Raw genomic sequence first — 16,485 nt, 5'->3', positions numbered from 1 at the left:
TGGCATCCGCTGGCAAGCCGACCCCGCGTGGTCCGGCACCCGGGACCTTCAGATTTAAAAAGGCTCGCGAGCGGGCTGCTCCTGAGACGCCCGCGTCTGCATGAAGTCGTCGGTCACGCTGGCGCCACCGAGGAAGAAGCTGTCCCAGGCCGAGTCGAGCGGCGTCAATACGCGCTCGTGGCCGACGACACGCACCTCTACGCGCTTCACATGGTCTGGAAACCGGGTCTCGGCCGGCAGGCGAACCGCCTGGGTGCGATTGTTGGTGAAGATGGAACCCGTATTCATACGCACCTCCGCAGTTGCTATATACATTCATCATATACCTCTTTGAACCAAGGGTGAAGACTTCGACCGCAAGTCCCGGAGTGTGCCTTTCTTGCCTGGCGCTAGACTGGTCCGCATGGACATTTCCGCCATCCCCGCCAATCTGCCCGACACGCTGGACCGGCACGGCCACGCGCTGATTCCGGGCCTGCTCGATGCCGCCACCTGCCAGGTCCTGGCCGCGCGCTACGACGAAGACGCCCTATACCGCTCGCGCATAGTGATGAAGCGCCACGGCTTCGGCAGCGGCGAGTACCGCTATTACGCCTATCCCCTGCCCGAACCGGTCGCGGCATTGCGGCAGGCCCTGTATCCGCTGCTGGCGCCCATCGCCAACCGATGGAACGCGCAGCTTCGGCTTGACACCCGCTACCCCGACACCCACGCCGAGTACCTGCGGGGTTGCCACGACGCGGGCCAGCAAAGACCCACCCCGCTGATCCTGCGTTACGGACCCGGTGACTACAATTGCCTGCATCAAGACCTGTACGGCGACTGGGTGTTTCCGCTTCAGGTCGCCATCCTGCTGTCCCAGCCCGGCCGAGACTTCGACGGCGGCGAATTCATGTTGACCGAGCAGATTGCCGGCCAACCTGCCCGCGCCGAGGTCGTGCCGCTGAACCAGGGCGACGGCGTGGCGTTCGCCGTGCATCACCGCCCCGTGCCGGGCGCGCGCGGCAGCCGCCGCGCCCTGATGCGCCACGGCGTCAGCCGGCTGCATTCGGGCAACCGCCATACGCTGGGCATCATCTTTCACGACGCGCGCTGACCATGCTGTTCGACGACTGGTTCGACTCTCCGCAACCCGGTCATCGCGAGCCCCTGGGCCCGCAGGCCTGCGTGCTGCGCGGCCATGCGCTGCGCGACGTGCCGCGCCTGCTGCCCGCCTTGCAGGACATCCAGCGGGCGGCGCCGGCGAAGCAGCTGGTCACCCCCGGCGGACGCATCATGTCGATCGCGATGAGCAATTGCGGCACACTGGGCTGGACCTCCAGCCGCGAAGGCTACCGGTACACCGCCCGCGATCCCGCCACCGGTGAACCCTGGCCGCCCATGCCGGACGTCTTCCTGGAACTGGCGCGATCCGCCGCGGCCGAGGCCGGCCATCCGGACTTCGCGCCCGACGCCTGCCTGGTCAACCGCTATGCACCCGGCACGCGGCTGTCGCTGCACCAGGATCGTGACGAACACGACCTGGGGCATCCCATCGTGTCCGTCTCGCTGGGCATTCCGGCCGTGTTCCTGTTCGGCGGGTTCAAACGCGAAGACGCCACGCAGAAGGTGCCGCTGTTCCACGGCGACGTGGTGGTGTGGGGGGGCGTGGATCGCCTGCGCTTTCACGGCGTGCAACCGGTAAAGGAAGCGGAGCATCCCGCCTTGGGCCGGCTGCGCATCAATCTGACGTTTCGCCGCGCCGGCTGACGGCGCCGAATTCAACCGCAAGCTCCGGAGCGCCGCGGCCTGTCCGCCGGACTACAGTATTTCCACCCGGTCATCCTCCACCGCACCATGCCCCGCCGCCCTGACGCCGCCCAGATTGTTGAACGAGACCCCCGCTGGGCCGCGGTGCGCGCGCGGGACCCCGCCGCGGATCCGTGCTTCGTCTACGCCGTGAAGACCACTGGCGTCTACGCCCGGCCCAGCAGCGCGGCGCGGCTGCCCCGGCCGGAGAACGTGGTGTTCTTCGATTCGGCCGAAGCCGCCGAAGCCGCGGGCTATCGCCCCAGCCGCCGCGCGGCGCCCGACCGCACCGAAGCCGCCGCCCGGCACGCCACGCTGGTGGCCGACAGTTGCCGCTACATCGAGCAGGCCGAGCACACCCCCACGCTGCAGGAGCTGGCGGCGCGCGCGGGCATGAGCCCCTATCACTTCCACCGCGTATTCAAGGCCGAGACGGGGCTGACCCCCAAGGCTTACGCCGCCGCCCACGTGGGACGGCGCATGCGCCTGCAATTGGGCACATCCAAGACCCGTATCACCGACGCCATCTACGAGGCCGGCTTCAATTCGAACAGCCGCTTCTACGAGCGCGCCGACCGCCTGCTGGGCATGCGGCCCAGCGATTACCGCGATGGCGGCAACAACAGCGAAATCCGCTTCGCCGTGGCGCAATCCAGCCTGGGCGCGATCGTGGTGGCGCAGAGCGCGCGCGGCGTCTGCGCGATCCTGCTGGGCGATGACCCCGATGCGCTGGTCCGCGAACTGCAGGACCAGTTCCCCAAGGCCAGCCTGATCGGCGGCGACGCGGATTTCGAGCAGGTGGTGGCGCAGGTCGTCGGCCTGGTCGAAGCGCCGGCGTTGGGCCTGAACCTGCCGCTGGACGTGCGCGGCACGGCCTTCCAGGAGCGCGTCTGGCAGGCGCTGCGCGAGATCCCGCCGGGCCGCACGGCCACCTATGCCGAAATCGCACAACGCATCGGACAGCCCTCGGCGGTGCGCGCCGTGGCGCAGGCGTGCGCAGGCAACCGCATCGCCGTGGCGATTCCCTGCCATCGCGTGGTGCGCAGCGATGGCGCGCTGTCCGGCTATCGCTGGGGCGTGGACCGCAAGCGCGAACTGCTGGAACGCGAGGAACCGGCATGACGCTGGCCGAGTTGCTGCGCGGGCACGACCTGGCCATCCTGCGCGGGCACGACCTGGCCATCCTGCGCGCCAGGCTGGAAGCGGATGGCCATGCCGTGCTGCCGCGCCTGTTCGATGCCTCGCAATGCGATCTGCTTCGCCATGGCGCGGATGCGCGCTATCGCATCACCTGCCTCGAAGCGGAGCAATTCGAACCGCTGGCCTGCGAGGAAGCGCCGGACGAGGGTTGCGTACTGGTGTTGACGGTGCTGCTGTCCGAGGCCAGCGCGTTCTCGGGCGGTGAGTGCGTGATGACCGAGCAGCGTCCGCGGCTGCAATCCCGGCCGATGGCGCATGCATTGAAGCAGGGAGATGCCTTGCTGATGCGGGTTGGCTCGCGTGCCGTGCAAGGCACGAATGGCTCCTATCGCGCCACCCTGAGACATGGCGTGGCGCGGGTGCGCAGCGGCACGCGGTGGGCCGCGCAACGGGTCTTCGCATCCAACGCACCGCTCGCGTAGCCCTGGCCGCACGGGCCATCCCGATGCCTTCACAATGAAAATCCGCGGGCGCAATCGCCCCTGCAATCGATCGCCTTACGACACGCTTGTGCGCATCACGAACGGAATACCGCTTCCCGAGAGCACTTCCGGCTCGGTGATGTTCCGAAATGCAAGGAGCGCGCATGCCGCGCCAAGCCCTCTGCAGGTGAGCGCGCGCGTTCGCCGCAAGCGCCGTGCCGACACATGCGCAAACATCGGGACACTTGAACCCGGCCGTCTCGCTTGCGACCATGGAAGGCCGAGCAACGCAACGGAAAGGAGCTCTCATGCAACGAACCTCGCAAGCACTCCTGTCGGCAGCCATCCTGGCCGCTGGCCTGACTGTCGCCCCCGCGATGGCGCAAAGCAGCGCGACGCCCAGCCAGCAACCGCAGCAACCCGCAGCGGTTCAACCCTCGGAGGCGCAGTTGCAGAAGTTCGCCAGCGCCTCCCAGAAGGTGGCCATGGTGGCCGACGAGTATCGCCCCAAGGTCCAGGCGGCCACGGATGATGGTTCCCGCCAGCAGTTGCTGAAGGAAGCCGACCAGAAGATGGTGCGCACCGTGAACGCGGACGGCATGACGGTGGACGAATTCAACGGCATCAGCCAGGCGATCCAGCAGGACCCGAACCTGCAGCAAAAGGTGATGAGTATGGTGCAGCAACAGCAGCAAGGCGGCGCGCCGGCGGGCGGTGGCATGCGTTGACGCATCGCCTGACAATACGCCCCGCCGGGGCGTTTTTTACGCGTGGCCCTGTCCACCGCCTGCGCAGGCCGCTCTACGCGGGCCGCTTCAACGGCAGGATGCGGCGGTATCCGGGCGGCAGGGACTCGCCGGCATGGCCGGCGGCAATCTGCGCCAACCGTGCCGCCAGTTCCGGTGTGAACGGCAATGCTCGCCGCGTCTCGAGGCTGACGTGCAAAGACAACTGCTCCATGGTGGCGGCGAGATAGTTCTCGCGCGTCTGCCACAGCTCCATCAGCGTCAGCAGCCGCTTGTCGTCCGACTCCAGCACTCGCACGCGCAACATCAGCGGATCGCCCTCGAGCACCTCGCGCAGGTAGGCCACCTGGATGTTCATCGTGTAGACGCCGCAACGCGTGGCCCTGGTGTAGTCCGCGCCGACGCCGAACTGCTGCATCAGCTCATAGCCGACGCGGTCGAACACCCCGACGTATTGCGCGGAATTCATGTGGCCATAGGAATCGATCCATGCAGGATCGACGCTCAGTGTCGCGGAAGGCAGATTGGTCATGAGGACTCGGTAGAAGATTGGGCAACGGCCACAGGCGCGCCAAGAAGCGATCACCGGTGAAAAGCGGATCAGCCCTGGGGCAAGGCCGGCACGAACGGCACCGTGCGCAGGTCGCCGTCCGACACGACGACGGCGGTGGACTCGGGCACTTCCTGCCACGCATCCACCCTGTCGCTCAGCGGCTCGGACAGCAGCAGATAGGCGCTGTCGTCCAGGCCCGCGATACGCGGATCGTCCGGGTACAGTTCGCGCAGATGGCGCACCGAGGCATTATGGAACAGCGAGCGCGAATCGCGCTCGCTGGAGTAGCGCACGGCGGTCAAGGCCTGGCCGTCCGTCACGCACACCGTCATCGTCAGCGGATGCGCCACGCCCTGGCTGCCCCCGGCCTGTTCCACCACCGCGGCCATGCGTTCCAGCGCACACAGCGGGTCCGTTTCCAGCCCGTAGGTCAGCGCCAGCAGGAACATCACCTCCGAATCGGTGGAGCCTTCCATCGACCCGAAATACTGCGGCGCGATCTTCAGGATCAGGTCGCGCCGCAGCCGCGCGAAATCGCGGATGACGCCGTTGTGCACGAACAGCCATTTGCCGAAGCGGAAGGGATGACAGTTGGTCTCCTGCACGGGCGTTCCCGTGGCGGCTCGCACGTGCGCCACGAACATCGGCGCCCAGATGGCGCGCGCGGCCTCGTGCAGGTTGCGGTCGTTCCAGGCGGGATGGACGCTGCGGTAGCGAAACGGCACCGGATCGCGCGGGCCGTACCACCCCAGCCCGAAGCCGTCGCCGTTGGTGGTCGTGGTGGCCATGCGCGCGTGCAGGCTCTGTTCGATCAGCGAATGCTGGGCCTTGAAGATGACGCTTTCCAGCTGCAAGGGACTTCCGGTGTAAGCCAGCCAACGGCACATGATCGGGGTTCTCCTGGGCGGCGCGCGGCCGCGGTTCGTCCTGTCCAACGATACGACGCCGCGGCAACGGACGCATGCCGGATCGGCGCATCCGTGACGCGGCATTATGGAACCGCGCCGTCAGGCCGCGGGTTCCGGCAATTGCGCGGTCAACGCCGAACATCGCGCATGCAGCAGGCGCTGCAACTGCTGCACCGCCGGCGAATACTGCTTGCGATGGGGACACACCAGCACCAGCGGCGTGGCCTCGCCGCGCACCTGCGGCAGCAGCACCTCCAGGCGGCCCGCGCGCACGTCGTCGCCCACGTCCAGCCAGGATTTGTACGCGATGCCTTCGCCCGCCAGCGCCCAGCGCCGCACCACCTCGCCGTCGTCCGCATACAGGTGTCCGCCCACCGCCACCAGCCGGTGCGGGCCGGCAGGCTGTGGAAAAACCCATTTGTCGTAGACCCGCCCGCCGATCTGGAACGGCAGGCAGTCATGGCCGGCCAGATCGTCCAGCGTCCGGGGAGAGCCATGCTGTTGCAGATACGCCGGCGAAGCCACCAGCACCCGCCGGTTGTCCGGCGCCAGCGGCAGCGCGATATAGCTGGCATCTTCCATGCGGCCATAACGGATGGCCACGTCGACGGGATCGCGGAACACGTCGGCGATCGAATCGGACACGTGCAGGCGCAAGGTCAGCGCGGGATGCGTCTGGCGAAACGTCGTCAGCCAGGGCAGCAGCACGTTGCGGCCCAGGTCGGAAGGCGCGGCCACCTGCAGCACGCCGCCCAGCCGGGCGCCATCGCCATGCAGCCGGTCGCGGCCTGCCTCCAGCGTGGCCAGGGTTTCCTGGGCATAGGGCAGATAGCGTTCCCCCTCGGCGGTCAGGCGCAGGCTGCGGGTGGAACGCGCGAACAGGCGGATGTCCAGCTCGCGCTCCAGGCGTTTCACCGCCGCGCTGACCTGGCCGGGCAGCAGATCCGCCTCGCGCGCGGCATTGGAGAAACTGCCCAGCGCCGCCGAGCGCACGAACAGCGCCAGGTCATCCAGGCGGATCATTTTCACTCCTGCAGTGAAAGTCTTGGCCGATCTTACCGCTTTCCGGATAGCTGACAGCGGCGCAAGATGGCATCCGTACCGACCGCATACCCTCACAGGACACCCGCCATGAAAGCCATCGCCTACACCCAGCACGGCCTGCCCCTCGAAGACCCCCGTTCGCTGGACCTGATCGACCTGCCCAAGCCCACCCCCGGCCCGCGCGACCTGCTGGTCGCCGTGCGCGCCGTGGCCGTCAATCCGGTCGACACCAAGGTGCGCGCCTTCTTCGCCACCGACGGCGCCCGGGTGCTGGGCTGGGATGCCGTGGGCACGGTCGAGCAGGTGGGCAGCGACGTCACGCTGTTCAAGCAAGGCGACACGGTCTACTACGCCGGTTCGCTGCTGCGTCCGGGCAACCACGCCGAATACGGCCTGGTGGACGAGCGCATCGCCGGCCACAAGCCGGCCAGCCTGTCCGACGCGCAGGCCGCCGCGCTGCCGCTGACCTCGCTGACCGCCTGGGAATTGCTGTTCGACCGCCTGGGCGTGGCCGAGGACGGCGGCGCCGGCAAGAACCTGCTGATCGTCGGCGCGGCCGGCGGCGTAGGTTCGATCCTGGTGCAACTGGCCCGCAAGCTGACCCAGCTGACGGTGATCGGCACCGCCTCGCGCGCCGAAACGCGCCAGTGGGTGCAGGAACTGGGCGCCCATCATGTGATCGACCACGGCAAGCCCATGGCCGAGCAGCTGCAGCAACTCGGCGTGGGTCCGGCGCACTACATCGCCAGCCTGACCCACACCGACTCGCACTATGTGCAACTGGTCGAGGCGCTGGCGCCACAGGGCCACTTCGCCCTGATCGACGACCCGGCCACGCTGGACGCCCTGCCGCTCAAGCGCAAGTCGGCCTCGCTGCACTGGGAACTGATGTTCACCCGCTCGATCTTCGAGACCGAGGACATGCAGCGCCAGCACGACATCCTGGAACGCGTGGCCGCATTGGTCGACAGCGGCGTGGTCAAGACCACGATGGGCGAGCACTACGGCACGATCAATGCCCAGAACATGCGCCGCGCGCATGCCATGCAGGAAAGCGGCAAGGCGCGCGGCAAGATCGTGCTGGAAGGCTTCTGAGGCCTCAGGCCGCCTGCTTGACGGCGGCCGGCGTCATGCGAAAGCCCACGCCGATGCGGTTCATCGCGTTCATCAGCGCGATGGCGTACGACAGGTCGGCCAGTTCGCGTTCGTTGAACGCGGCGGCTGCCTGCTCGTAGGCCTCGTCGGGCGCGCCGGTCTGCTCCAGGCGCGTCAGCGATTCGGACCAGGCCAGCGCGGCGCGTTCCTGCTCGCTGAACAGCGCCTGGGCCTCGTGCCACACCGGCACCAGCAGCAGCTTGGACACCGGCATGCCGCGCTTCATCAAGTCGGCCGAGTGCTTGTCGATGCAATACGCGCAGCCGTTGATCTGCGACACGCGCAAGTAGGCCAGATCGATCAGCTCGATGGGCAGGCTGCAATCCTGGAAGTAGGTGAGCGCCGGAAGAAAGGATTGATAGCCCTTGGGGGCGGCCTTGGCGGCGTCGATACGTTGGGTCATGGCGGGACTCCTGTGCGAGGAAGGATGCATAAGCGACAGGACGCATGTTGCGCCACCGCATGCCATGCGACCAGAGCCAAGAAACGATTTGTCGACTAGGCCATGATCGGCGACTCGGGCACTACATCAGCGCCGATATGCGCCGCCCCAGCCGCTGCGCCTCCGCCTGCGTGGCGATGTTGGTGAAGCCCAGCAGCAGGCCGGGTTCGACCGGCGACTCGATGGCCCAATCCGACAGTGCATTCGCATACATTCCCTGTTCCCGTAGGCGCATGGCCAGTTCGCGGTCGCCGATGCCCTTGCCCAGGCGCAGGATCAGGTGCATGCCGCCGGGCTGGGACTCGATGCGCGCCCGAGGCTGCAACACGTGCTCGAGCGCTTCCGCCGCGATCTGGCGGCGCTCGCCGTACAGCTTGCGCATGCGCTGGATGTGGCGGGCGAAATGCCCTTGCTCGATGAAGGCGGCGACGGTTTCCTGGGTAAGTGCGGGACTGCCGCCCGTGACCGCGCGGCTGACCTGCTCGAAGCGCGCCGCCTCGGCCTGCGGCACCACCAGGTACGCCAGCCGCAGCGCGGGAAACAGCACCTTGCTGAAGGTGCCGGCATACAGCACGCGGCCATCGCGGTCCAGGCTCTTGAGCGCAGGCAGCGGCCGGCTGACGTAGCGGTATTCGCCGTCGTAGTCGTCCTCGACGATCCAGGCGGATTCGCGCGCCGCCCAATCCAGCAGCGCCTGCCGGCGCGGCAACGACAAGGAAACGGACAGGGGGCTCTGGTGCGCCGGCGTCACCACCACGCCGCGCGCCCGCGGCGCGGTCTCGATGCCGCGCGCCACATTCATGCCGTCGGCATCCACCGGCACGGCATGCGCCTGCAACCCGCCCTGCCGCAGCACGTCGAGCGTCGGCGGAAAGCAGGGGTCTTCGACCCATATGCGGTCGCCTGTCTGGAACAGCGTGCGCGCGATCAGGTCCAGCGTGTAGCGATAGCCGCCGGTGACGAACACCTGATGCGGCGCGCAGGCAATGCCGCGCGCGACTTGAAGATAGGCCGCGATGGCCGTGCGCAGCGCCGGCAGGCCGGCCAGGGGCGGGTAGATCATGTCGCCCGCCTGCATGGCGCGCACGGCGCGCGCGCCCAGCCGGGCCCAGATCTTGCGCGGAAAGGCGTCCAGGGCCGGCACGCCCATCTGGAACGGCGGGATGATGCCGGGCACCGACTCCAGCGTCAGGGACAGACTCTGTGCCGTGGGCGCAGGTGCGGATGCGGACGGCTCGGCGGCCACCGGCGCCCGCGCCTTCAAGTCGGGCGCCACCACCGTGCCCGCCTGCCCGCGCGCCAGGATGTAGCCCTCGGCAGACAGCAGGCCATAGGCGGTTTCGATGGTGCCCCGCGCCAGCCCCAGCTCGGCCGCCAGGGCGCGCGCCGAGGGGATGCGTTGGCCGGACTCCAGCAGGCCCGCTGCGATCGCGTGGCGGAAACGCGCATAGATCTGCCGGTACAGGGGCTCGGCGCCGTCGGGGTCCAGCGGCGGCAACCCGCCAAAAGGCAGCGAAATCATGGCCCAGTCATCCAATCAATTCTTGGCTCTTCTTATTATGGCATCCCGCGCCTAGCATGACGTCCATCACAGCCGGTGCCGACGCCGATGCCGGCTTCCCTCCACCACCAGAGCATCGACATGGACTCTACCGTACTGCGCCACGCAGAAACACCCGACGAACTGCGGGCCTGCTTTCCCGTCATGCAGGAACTGCGGCCCCATCTGCGCGACGAAGCCGATTTCCTGGCCCGCATCGAGCGCCAGCGCGCCGAGGGCTATCGCCTGATGGCCGTCTGGCACGGCGGGCGGCCCGTCGCCCTGTCAGGCTATCGCTTGCAGGAAAACCTGATCTACGGGCGCTTCCTGTACGTGGACGACCTGATCGCCGCCGAACACAGCCGTGGCCACCGCTGGGGCGCCCGCCTGCTGGACGAGATGGAGATCATCGCGCGGGCTCATGGCTGCATGCGGCTGGTGCTGGACACCGCCCTGTCCAACGCGCTGGCCCAGCGCTTCTACTTCCGCCAGGGCATGCTGACCGGCGCCATGCGCTTTGCCAAACCACTTCAGGAACCCACCGCATGAACATCCTGCACATGACCTTCAGCCCGCGCGGCGCAGGCTCCGAAAGCACGCGCCTGTCGCGCATCGTGCTCGACACGCTGCTGGAACGGCATCCCGCCGCCGCCGTGCAAAGCCACGACTATGCCGCGCTGGCCCACGTGGATGCCGTGTATGCGGTGGAACTGGGCACGCCCCAGCCACCCGAAGCCGCCGCCATCCAGACCGGCACGCTGCGCACCTCGGACGCGCTGATCCGCGACCTGGAAGCCGCCGACTGCGTGGTCATCGGCACGCCCATGCACAACTACACGGTGCCCTCGGGACTGAAGGCGTGGATCGATCACGTGGTGCGCGTGCGCCGCACCTTCCAGCCCACGCCGCAAGGCAAGGTCGGCACGCTGCACGACCGGCCCATCTACGTGGCGACCTCGTCCGGGGGTCTGTATTCCGGCGAGAACGCAAACCAGCCGGATTTCCTGACGCCGTACCTGAAGGTCGCGCTGCGCACCATCGGCCTGACGGACCTGACGTTCTTCTCGGTGGAAGGGACGGCGTACGGCGAGCCGGCGGTGGAACAGGCACGAGCGAAAACCGAGACGGAAATCGCCATGCATTTCGCACGCCAGCCTATGCGGCAGGCCTACGAGGGCACGCGGCCCTTTTCCGAACTGGGCGTGCCATGATTGCCCGGCATGACCGGTCTTCGGCTCAGGCCAAGGCGGCGTACTTGGCCTCGAGACGATTCATTCAGATGCATGTGTCAAGCTGCGTCGCGAATCAACGCGACAGGCGTACGGCGAGCGCCGAAATCAACGCATGAGAAGCTTGTTGGCTTGTTTCTGCGCCTCGCGCTCATCTCGAACGAACGCGCTTGAGAATCCCAGCACCTTGCCGAACGTCTGCACCGCCAGCTTGGCCGCTCCGGATACCGAACGGTCGCCCGTGATGATTACCAGGCCTGCGCATAAGTCCTTGAGCCGCTGCTTGTTGCGCTTGAAAAACAAGGCCCTCTGCTTGCGCTCCTCGTGGCTTTCGTCGTGTCCGTGGTCGTCGCCAGGCAGATGATCGGTCAGAAGAACGAAGCGTTCTCCGCGATCGAGCAGAGCGGTGAATTCCGCCTCGGCTTCTCGGTGTGAGTGTTCCTGGTCGTGTTCCCTCAGGAACACCAGCGGAAACCGCGTGGCATCGAGCTGCATCCTCAGTTCCTTTCTTCCTTCAATACAGGTCGTGCCGGACCGAATGGTCGTAGTGCGCATTGATCTGCTGCACCTGTGCGTCGCTCATTTCGGCGGCACCATCGACCATTTTGGCGAGCGCGGACATCACCCGTCCGACTGACGGCAGCGCCTGCCTGTCGAGCCTGGCGCTGTCCTTCCAGAGCCCCGCGCGGTTGATAGCCTTGCCGCAGTGCATCAGCACCTCGTCGATCTGTACCACCGTCGCGGTCTTGGGTGTCCGTGCGCCCTCGCGCAGCTGGATCAAAAGCTCTCCGGCTGTGGAAATGTGGCCCCGGCCGTTGATGCGAAGGAAGACTTCCAGGCCGGGGAACAGAAACACCATGCCGAGGTGTTCGTCGCGCTGCAGGTTGCGCATCGACTCGATCCGGTTGTTGCCCGGCCAATCGGCGAAGGCGATCGTGTGCGGATCGAGCACGTGGACGAATCCGGGCGGCCCCCCCCGCGGCGAGGCGTCCAAACCGCGCTCGCTGCCGGTGGCCAGGCAGAAGAAGGTGGCTACCTTGAGGTACTCGATGTGGAAATCCACCAAATGGTTCAGCACCGCCTTCTGGATCATCTCGGCCGGTGGCGAATACAGCGCATCTAGGTCAGGCTGCTGCGTCATGGACGGGCCTCCACGAAGGCCCGCAACTGCGGATCACGGATCTCCAGCACATCGAACAAGCCCAAGGCGCGCAGCGCAGGTAGCGCCGCCTCGATGTCGCCCAGCAACGCGTCGCGTGCGGCGCCGGCAACGGCCGGATCGCGTAGAGCAGCCGCGTTGGCCAGGAACGCGCCGACCGAGCCTTTGCGGATGGTGGTGCCGTTGATCCGGACCTCGTCGGCGTGGTCTGGAAGGATGTCGTGTGCTCGCATGGGTGGCTCTTTTGCTGGAACGGACTCCAGCTTAAGACGGAACGCTTTGGCGGCTGTAAACTGTATCAGCCATTTGATAGCTTGAATCCGCCATGCCTGACCCGATCCTTGAGTTGCGCGACTTCCTCGATATGGAGGAAGGCCCTGTTTTGGTCGCGGCCGAGGGCCGCGACGACGGGGATCTGACTTCCACGCCGCACCAGCACGCACGCGGACAGCTGTTCGGGTCGCTGAGGGGCCTGCTGTCGGTCGGGGTTGAGGATGGCCTGTGGATCGTCCCAGCCATTCACGCCGTATGGCTGCCGCCGCACAGACCCCATTCGGGCCGCTCGCACGGGCCGTTCCATGGCTGGAGCGTATACGTCGCCGAGGCCGCATGCGCGGATCTGCCACAGCAACCCTGCACTCTGCGCACCTCCGGCCTGCTGCGCGAGGCTGTGCTGCGGGCGTGTGCGTGGGAGCCCGTCACCGCAGCGCCCTTGACTGGATCCCGCGCCCATGTCGCCGCGGTGATCCTCGACGAAATCCGTAGCCTGCCGGTCGAGCCCTTCGGACTGCCGCTGCCGCGCGATCAGCGCCTGCAGCGCATCGCGCAGGCGCTGATCGCCGATCCGGCCGACGACCGTGATCTGGAGCGCTGGGCGGCGTGGGGCGCGGTGAGTTCGCGCACGCTGAGCCGTCGCTTCGTGACGGAGACGGGGTTCAACTTCACGGCCTGGCGGCAGCGGGCGCGCATGATGCGGTCACTCGAGATGCTCGCGGCGGGGATGCCGATCACGGCGATCGCGCTCGATCTAGGCTATTCGACACCGAGCGCTTTCATAGGGCTGTTCCGACGCACATTCGGCACGACCCCGGCCACCTATCGCGCACGTCTTTGACTTTGTGGCCAGACCAGCGGCGGGCATCGTCGTGGTATCTGGGTTGCCGCGTTCACTTCGTCGAGAACGAAGCTCCAAGAGCGGCGGTAAAGGTCCAATCTGTGAATGCGCTAAGAGATCTTAGCCAAAGCTGGACGCTTGACACTCAAGACAGTTGCTCACGCTTCCACCCGCCCCCCCTGGCCAAGGAAGTGATTCGGCCGGCGCAGCGCCGGATCGAAGGGATTGATGCGCTCGCCGATCTGCCGCGCCTCCTTGCGCAGCATCTCGATGATCATCGGCAGCCGTTCGGGCGTCATGCGCTCGGACGGCGCGGCGATGCTCAGCGCCGCCACCACCACGCCATTGCCGTCCAGGATCGGCACGGCCAGGCCCATCGTGCCGGGATACAGCGACTGCCCGCTGGACAAGGCGTAATCGTGCTCCAGGCACTCCTTGAGCAGCACCCGCATCGAGATCTCGTCCATGAAGCCCAGGTGGCGCAGGCGCGGGATGTTGAAGCGGATGATCTCTTCGCGCTCGGCCTCGGGCAGGCGCGCCAGCAGGATCAGGCCCGCCTGCCCCAGCCCCAGCGGCGCCTTGCCGCCGATGTCTCCCGTGTGCGAGCGCACCGGGAATGGCCCGTCGATGCGATCCAGGCACACGGCATCGAAGCCGTGCCGCACCAGCAGGAACACCGTGTCGTTCAACATGCCCGACAGGCGCAGCAGCGCGGGCCGGCACAGGTCGCGCAGCGTGGAATGGCGGTTGCCCGCGCTGGCGGCCATGGTGAAGAACGCCACGCTCAGCTGATACGCCTTGCTTTGCGCGGGCTGTTCGACCATGCCCTCCTGCACCAGCCCCTGCAGCACGCGATGGGTGGTGGCCGAGGCCAGGCCCGCGCGCGCGGCGATGTCGGTCATCCGCAGTTTCTCGCCCTGGGCCTCGGCCAGCACCCTCAACACGGCGAAGGCCCGCTGCAACACGCCCTGACCGCCGGCATCGGCGTCGTCCTTCTGCTTGCTCATGATCTTCGTCTCGCTATAAACGGAATATTTCCGATTTCATTAAAACGATAATTCCAATCAACGGAATTTTCTTCAGAAATTTTCCTTTCTACGGAAAAACACCAATGCCGGCCATTTAAACACCTTCCTACACTGGCCTCGTTCCAACCGGGCGCCGTCCGCCGCAGACGCGGGCACGGACGCCGTTGCAATCGCCGCGATCACGCGGCCACGAGGCACGACATGGCATTCCTGCAGCTCGAGCACGTCTCCAAGACCTACGGCGATCTTCGTGTCGTCACCGACATGAACCTGGCGGTGGAACAGGGCGAGTTCGTGTCGCTGCTGGGCCCGTCCGGCTGCGGCAAGACGACCACGCTGCAGATGATCGCGGGCTTCGCCGACGTGACGCAGGGCCGCATCACGCTGGACGGCCGCGACATCACCCATGCCAAGCCCAACACGCGCGGGTTGGGCATCGTGTTCCAGAGCTATGCGCTGTTTCCGCACATGACGGTCAGCGCCAACGTGGCCTTCGGCCTGGCCATGCGCAAAGTCGAACGCGGCGAACGCGAGCGCCGCACGCGCGAAGCGCTGGCGCTGGTGAAGCTGGACAAGTACGCCGACCGCTATCCGCGCGAACTGTCGGGCGGCCAGCGGCAGCGCGTGGCCCTGGCGCGCGCGCTGGTCATCCGTCCGCCGGTGCTGCTGCTGGACGAGCCGCTGTCCAACCTGGATGCGCAGTTGCGCGAAGAGATGCAGTTCGAGCTGCGCGGCATCCAGCGCCAGATCGGCACCACCACCATCATGGTCACGCACGACCAGGCCGAGGCGCTGTCGATCAGCGACCGCGTGGTGGTGATGCAGGAGGGCCGCGCCACGCAGGTCGACGCGCCCTACCGCATGTATGAACATCCCACCTCGCACTTCATCTCGCGCTTCGTCGGCAAGACCAACATGCTGCCGGCCACCGTCACGAAAGCCGGTCCGCAGGCCGAAGTGCAAAGCGGACCGCTGCTCCTGTCGATCGAGGCCGGCGGCCTGAGCGCCGGCGACCGCCTCAGCCTGTCGCTGCGTCCCGAGAAGCTGGTGCCCGTGGCGCAAGGGCAGGGCAAGCTGGACGGCCGCGTGGCCACCCGCTATTTCCTCGGCAGCCAGTGGCAGTACGACCTGGACACGCCGCTGGGCACGCTGACGATGCTGACGCCCAATGATGGCCGGGCGCCGCACACGGACGGCGAGGTGGTCGGCCTGGACTGGGCCGCGGGCACGCTGCGCGTGCTGCAGGCCGAGGGCTGAGACCATGAGCGCGACATCGCAAGCCATGCCGGCTCCTTCGCCGCCCAAGCCCCGTACCGAAGGCCTGCCCGCCATCCTGGGCTCGTTGCCGCTGACGCTGCTGTTCCTGACGCTGGTGCTGACGCCGCTGGCGCTGACGTTCCTGCTGTCCTTCGCGCAGTTCGACTACAACACCGGCATCCAGCCCGGCCACACGCTGGAGCAGTACAGGCAGGTGCTGACGGACTCGTACTTCCTGGAGATCTTCTGGCGCACGTTCTGGATCGCCGGACTGACCACGCTGATCTGCGCGCTGATCGGCGCGCCCGAGGCCTATGTGCTGTCGCGCATGCGCAAACCCTGGCGCTCGATCTTCCTGCTGGCGGTGCTGTCGCCGCTCTTGATCTCGCTGGTGGTGCGCGCCTTCGGCTGGAGCCTGCTGCTCGGTCCCAACGGCCCGCTCGGGTCGGCCGCCGAGGCGCTGGGCCTGGGATCGCTGCTGTACACGCCCACCGCCATCATCATCGGCCTGGTGCACGTGATGCTGCCCTTCATGGTGATCCCGGTGTGGACCTCGCTGCAGAAGCTGGATCCGACCGTGGAACAGGCGGCCTATTCCCTGAATGCCTCGCGTGCGCAGACGCTGTGGCGCGTGGTGTTGCCGCAGGCCATGCCCGGCGTGCTGTCGGGCAGCCTGATCGTGTTCGGCCTGTCCGCCAGCTCGTTCGCCATTCCCGCGCTGCTGGGCGGACGACGCCTGAAGATGGCCGCCACCATCGTCTACGACGAGTTCCTGACCGAACTGAACTGGCCGCTGGGCGCCGCCATCGCGGTGCTGCTGCTGGTGGCCAACATCATCATCATGATGAGCTACAACCGCATGGTTGAACGCTCCTACCGCCGCAGCCTGGGCTGAACGGA

The 16,485-nt window shown here is 67.1% G+C and carries 21 protein-coding genes; 11 read left to right on the top strand and 10 right to left on the bottom strand.

All coding sequences use genetic code 11. The features are described 5' to 3' along the window. Positions 1-54: 54 nt before the first annotated feature. The gene (gene vapB, locus A7W11_RS08270) at positions 55-288 is read right to left on the bottom strand and encodes a type II toxin-antitoxin system VapB family antitoxin (protein ID WP_066123989.1); all 234 of its coding nucleotides are present in this window, start codon (positions 286-288) and stop codon (positions 55-57) included. Positions 289-403: 115 nt separating this feature from the next. Here vapB and A7W11_RS08265 point away from each other — a divergent pair, with 115 nt between their 5' ends. The 5 genes from A7W11_RS08265 to A7W11_RS08245 all read left to right on the top strand — a co-directional run bounded on the left by A7W11_RS08265 (position 404) and on the right by A7W11_RS08245 (position 4,138). After that, positions 404-1,096 carry a 2OG-Fe(II) oxygenase gene (locus tag A7W11_RS08265; RefSeq protein WP_066410544.1) on the top strand — a complete coding sequence of 231 codons (693 nt, stop codon included), beginning with the start codon at positions 404-406 and terminating at the stop codon, positions 1,094-1,096. A 2-nt stretch (positions 1,097-1,098) separates the two neighbouring features. Further along, positions 1,099-1,749: a DNA oxidative demethylase AlkB gene (alkB, locus tag A7W11_RS08260; RefSeq protein ID WP_066410543.1), complete on the top strand. Its 651-nt coding sequence runs from the start codon at positions 1,099-1,101 to the stop codon at positions 1,747-1,749. Between the two features lie 87 nt (positions 1,750-1,836). Further along, a complete protein-coding gene (ada, locus tag A7W11_RS08255) occupies positions 1,837-2,910 on the top strand; it encodes a bifunctional DNA-binding transcriptional regulator/O6-methylguanine-DNA methyltransferase Ada (protein WP_066410542.1) in 1,074 nt (357 codons plus the stop codon). Then, positions 2,907-3,410, top strand: a complete 504-nt coding sequence (locus A7W11_RS08250; RefSeq protein ID WP_066410541.1) for a 2OG-Fe(II) oxygenase — start codon at positions 2,907-2,909, stop codon at positions 3,408-3,410. Before ada ends, A7W11_RS08250 begins: the two co-directional genes overlap by 4 nt. Before the next feature lie 308 nt (positions 3,411-3,718). Beyond that, entirely contained in the window at positions 3,719-4,138 is a 420-nt protein-coding gene (locus A7W11_RS08245; protein WP_066410540.1) for a DUF4168 domain-containing protein, read from the top strand. A 73-nt stretch (positions 4,139-4,211) separates the two neighbouring features. Here the strand turns inward: A7W11_RS08245 and A7W11_RS08240 are convergent, their stop codons facing one another. The 3 genes from A7W11_RS08240 to A7W11_RS08230 form a co-directional block, all read right to left on the bottom strand. Continuing rightward, positions 4,212-4,688 carry a thioesterase family protein gene (locus A7W11_RS08240; RefSeq protein WP_066410539.1) on the bottom strand — a complete coding sequence of 159 codons (477 nt, stop codon included), beginning with the start codon at positions 4,686-4,688 and terminating at the stop codon, positions 4,212-4,214. 68 nt (positions 4,689-4,756) lie between these two features. Then, positions 4,757-5,596 (bottom strand): class II glutamine amidotransferase, encoded by an 840-nt coding sequence (locus tag A7W11_RS08235; RefSeq protein ID WP_066410538.1) that lies wholly within the window; start codon positions 5,594-5,596, stop codon positions 4,757-4,759. 120 nt (positions 5,597-5,716) lie between these two features. After that, on the bottom strand, positions 5,717-6,640 hold the full coding sequence (locus A7W11_RS08230; RefSeq protein WP_066410537.1) for a LysR family transcriptional regulator: 924 nt from the start codon (positions 6,638-6,640) through the stop codon (positions 5,717-5,719). Positions 6,641-6,748: 108 nt separating this feature from the next. On the opposite strand from A7W11_RS08230, the gene A7W11_RS08225 reads away from it, so the two are divergent. Continuing rightward, entirely contained in the window at positions 6,749-7,756 is a 1,008-nt protein-coding gene (locus A7W11_RS08225; RefSeq protein ID WP_066410536.1) for a zinc-binding alcohol dehydrogenase family protein, read from the top strand. Between the two features lie 4 nt (positions 7,757-7,760). Here the strand turns inward: A7W11_RS08225 and A7W11_RS08220 are convergent, their stop codons facing one another. Next, complete coding sequence (locus tag A7W11_RS08220; protein ID WP_066124017.1) at positions 7,761-8,219, bottom strand: carboxymuconolactone decarboxylase family protein; 459 nt, start codon at positions 8,217-8,219, stop codon at positions 7,761-7,763. A 121-nt stretch (positions 8,220-8,340) separates the two neighbouring features. After that, positions 8,341-9,780: a MocR-like pyridoxine biosynthesis transcription factor PdxR gene (pdxR, locus tag A7W11_RS08215; protein ID WP_066410535.1), complete on the bottom strand. Its 1,440-nt coding sequence runs from the start codon at positions 9,778-9,780 to the stop codon at positions 8,341-8,343. 120 nt (positions 9,781-9,900) lie between these two features. On the opposite strand from pdxR, the gene A7W11_RS08210 reads away from it, so the two are divergent. After that, on the top strand, positions 9,901-10,347 hold the full coding sequence (locus tag A7W11_RS08210; RefSeq protein ID WP_066413650.1) for a GNAT family N-acetyltransferase: 447 nt from the start codon (positions 9,901-9,903) through the stop codon (positions 10,345-10,347). Then, positions 10,344-11,009: an FMN-dependent NADH-azoreductase gene (locus tag A7W11_RS08205; RefSeq protein WP_066410534.1), complete on the top strand. Its 666-nt coding sequence runs from the start codon at positions 10,344-10,346 to the stop codon at positions 11,007-11,009. The genes A7W11_RS08210 and A7W11_RS08205 overlap by 4 nt, the downstream gene beginning before the upstream one ends. A gap of 126 nt (positions 11,010-11,135) precedes the next feature. Here A7W11_RS08205 and A7W11_RS08200 read toward each other — a convergent pair whose 3' ends face one another. The 3 genes from A7W11_RS08200 to A7W11_RS08190 are packed head-to-tail and all read right to left on the bottom strand — an operon-like array spanning position 11,136 to position 12,419. Next, entirely contained in the window at positions 11,136-11,522 is a 387-nt protein-coding gene (locus A7W11_RS08200) for a hypothetical protein (RefSeq protein WP_066410533.1), read from the bottom strand. A 19-nt stretch (positions 11,523-11,541) separates the two neighbouring features. Beyond that, positions 11,542-12,168: an MSMEG_1061 family FMN-dependent PPOX-type flavoprotein gene (locus tag A7W11_RS08195; RefSeq protein ID WP_066410532.1), complete on the bottom strand. Its 627-nt coding sequence runs from the start codon at positions 12,166-12,168 to the stop codon at positions 11,542-11,544. Continuing rightward, positions 12,165-12,419: a hypothetical protein gene (locus tag A7W11_RS08190; protein ID WP_066410531.1), complete on the bottom strand. Its 255-nt coding sequence runs from the start codon at positions 12,417-12,419 to the stop codon at positions 12,165-12,167. Before A7W11_RS08190 ends, A7W11_RS08195 begins: the two co-directional genes overlap by 4 nt. A gap of 92 nt (positions 12,420-12,511) precedes the next feature. Here A7W11_RS08190 and A7W11_RS08185 point away from each other — a divergent pair, with 92 nt between their 5' ends. Then, positions 12,512-13,300 carry an AraC family transcriptional regulator gene (locus tag A7W11_RS08185; RefSeq protein WP_066410530.1) on the top strand — a complete coding sequence of 263 codons (789 nt, stop codon included), beginning with the start codon at positions 12,512-12,514 and terminating at the stop codon, positions 13,298-13,300. A 158-nt stretch (positions 13,301-13,458) separates the two neighbouring features. Here the strand turns inward: A7W11_RS08185 and A7W11_RS08180 are convergent, their stop codons facing one another. Further along, a complete protein-coding gene (locus A7W11_RS08180) occupies positions 13,459-14,307 on the bottom strand; it encodes an IclR family transcriptional regulator (RefSeq protein ID WP_066410529.1) in 849 nt (282 codons plus the stop codon). 222 nt (positions 14,308-14,529) lie between these two features. On the opposite strand from A7W11_RS08180, the gene A7W11_RS08175 reads away from it, so the two are divergent. Together A7W11_RS08175 and A7W11_RS08170 are read left to right on the top strand one after the other, a co-directional pair. Next, positions 14,530-15,585, top strand: coding sequence for an ABC transporter ATP-binding protein (locus A7W11_RS08175; RefSeq protein WP_066410528.1), 1,056 nt, complete (start codon positions 14,530-14,532; stop codon positions 15,583-15,585). Between the two features lie 4 nt (positions 15,586-15,589). Beyond that, complete coding sequence (locus A7W11_RS08170) at positions 15,590-16,480, top strand: ABC transporter permease (RefSeq protein WP_082887152.1); 891 nt, start codon at positions 15,590-15,592, stop codon at positions 16,478-16,480. The last annotated feature ends 5 nt before the right edge of the window (positions 16,481-16,485 follow it).

Source organism: Bordetella ansorpii (assembly GCF_900078315.1).
In the GTDB taxonomy this organism is placed as follows: Bacteria; Pseudomonadota; Gammaproteobacteria; order Burkholderiales; family Burkholderiaceae_B; genus Bordetella; species Bordetella ansorpii.
This window is presented reverse-complemented; position numbering and strand designations above follow the sequence as displayed.

Excerpts from the sequence above, each read along its gene's own strand:
- A7W11_RS08240 (WP_066410539.1), bottom strand. The coding sequence starts at position 4,688 with ATGACCAATCTGCCTTCCGCGACACTGAGCGTCGATCCTGCATGGATC.
- A7W11_RS08175 (WP_066410528.1), top strand. The coding sequence starts at position 14,530 with ATGGCATTCCTGCAGCTCGAGCACGTCTCCAAGACCTACGGCGATCTT.
- vapB (WP_066123989.1), bottom strand. The coding sequence starts at position 288 with ATGAATACGGGTTCCATCTTCACCAACAATCGCACCCAGGCGGTTCGC.
- A7W11_RS08200 (WP_066410533.1), bottom strand. The coding sequence starts at position 11,522 with ATGCAGCTCGATGCCACGCGGTTTCCGCTGGTGTTCCTGAGGGAACAC.
- A7W11_RS08265 (WP_066410544.1), top strand. The coding sequence starts at position 404 with ATGGACATTTCCGCCATCCCCGCCAATCTGCCCGACACGCTGGACCGG.
- A7W11_RS08190 (WP_066410531.1), bottom strand. The coding sequence starts at position 12,419 with ATGCGAGCACACGACATCCTTCCAGACCACGCCGACGAGGTCCGGATC.
- A7W11_RS08170 (WP_082887152.1), top strand. The coding sequence starts at position 15,590 with ATGAGCGCGACATCGCAAGCCATGCCGGCTCCTTCGCCGCCCAAGCCC.
- A7W11_RS08195 (WP_066410532.1), bottom strand. The coding sequence starts at position 12,168 with ATGACGCAGCAGCCTGACCTAGATGCGCTGTATTCGCCACCGGCCGAG.
- A7W11_RS08185 (WP_066410530.1), top strand. The coding sequence starts at position 12,512 with ATGCCTGACCCGATCCTTGAGTTGCGCGACTTCCTCGATATGGAGGAA.
- A7W11_RS08205 (WP_066410534.1), top strand. The coding sequence starts at position 10,344 with ATGAACATCCTGCACATGACCTTCAGCCCGCGCGGCGCAGGCTCCGAA.
- ada (WP_066410542.1), top strand. The coding sequence starts at position 1,837 with ATGCCCCGCCGCCCTGACGCCGCCCAGATTGTTGAACGAGACCCCCGC.
- alkB (WP_066410543.1), top strand. The coding sequence starts at position 1,099 with ATGCTGTTCGACGACTGGTTCGACTCTCCGCAACCCGGTCATCGCGAG.
- A7W11_RS08245 (WP_066410540.1), top strand. The coding sequence starts at position 3,719 with ATGCAACGAACCTCGCAAGCACTCCTGTCGGCAGCCATCCTGGCCGCT.
- A7W11_RS08220 (WP_066124017.1), bottom strand. The coding sequence starts at position 8,219 with ATGACCCAACGTATCGACGCCGCCAAGGCCGCCCCCAAGGGCTATCAA.
- A7W11_RS08235 (WP_066410538.1), bottom strand. The coding sequence starts at position 5,596 with ATGTGCCGTTGGCTGGCTTACACCGGAAGTCCCTTGCAGCTGGAAAGC.
- pdxR (WP_066410535.1), bottom strand. The coding sequence starts at position 9,780 with ATGATTTCGCTGCCTTTTGGCGGGTTGCCGCCGCTGGACCCCGACGGC.
- A7W11_RS08250 (WP_066410541.1), top strand. The coding sequence starts at position 2,907 with ATGACGCTGGCCGAGTTGCTGCGCGGGCACGACCTGGCCATCCTGCGC.
- A7W11_RS08230 (WP_066410537.1), bottom strand. The coding sequence starts at position 6,640 with ATGATCCGCCTGGATGACCTGGCGCTGTTCGTGCGCTCGGCGGCGCTG.
- A7W11_RS08210 (WP_066413650.1), top strand. The coding sequence starts at position 9,901 with ATGGACTCTACCGTACTGCGCCACGCAGAAACACCCGACGAACTGCGG.
- A7W11_RS08225 (WP_066410536.1), top strand. The coding sequence starts at position 6,749 with ATGAAAGCCATCGCCTACACCCAGCACGGCCTGCCCCTCGAAGACCCC.
- A7W11_RS08180 (WP_066410529.1), bottom strand. The coding sequence starts at position 14,307 with ATGAGCAAGCAGAAGGACGACGCCGATGCCGGCGGTCAGGGCGTGTTG.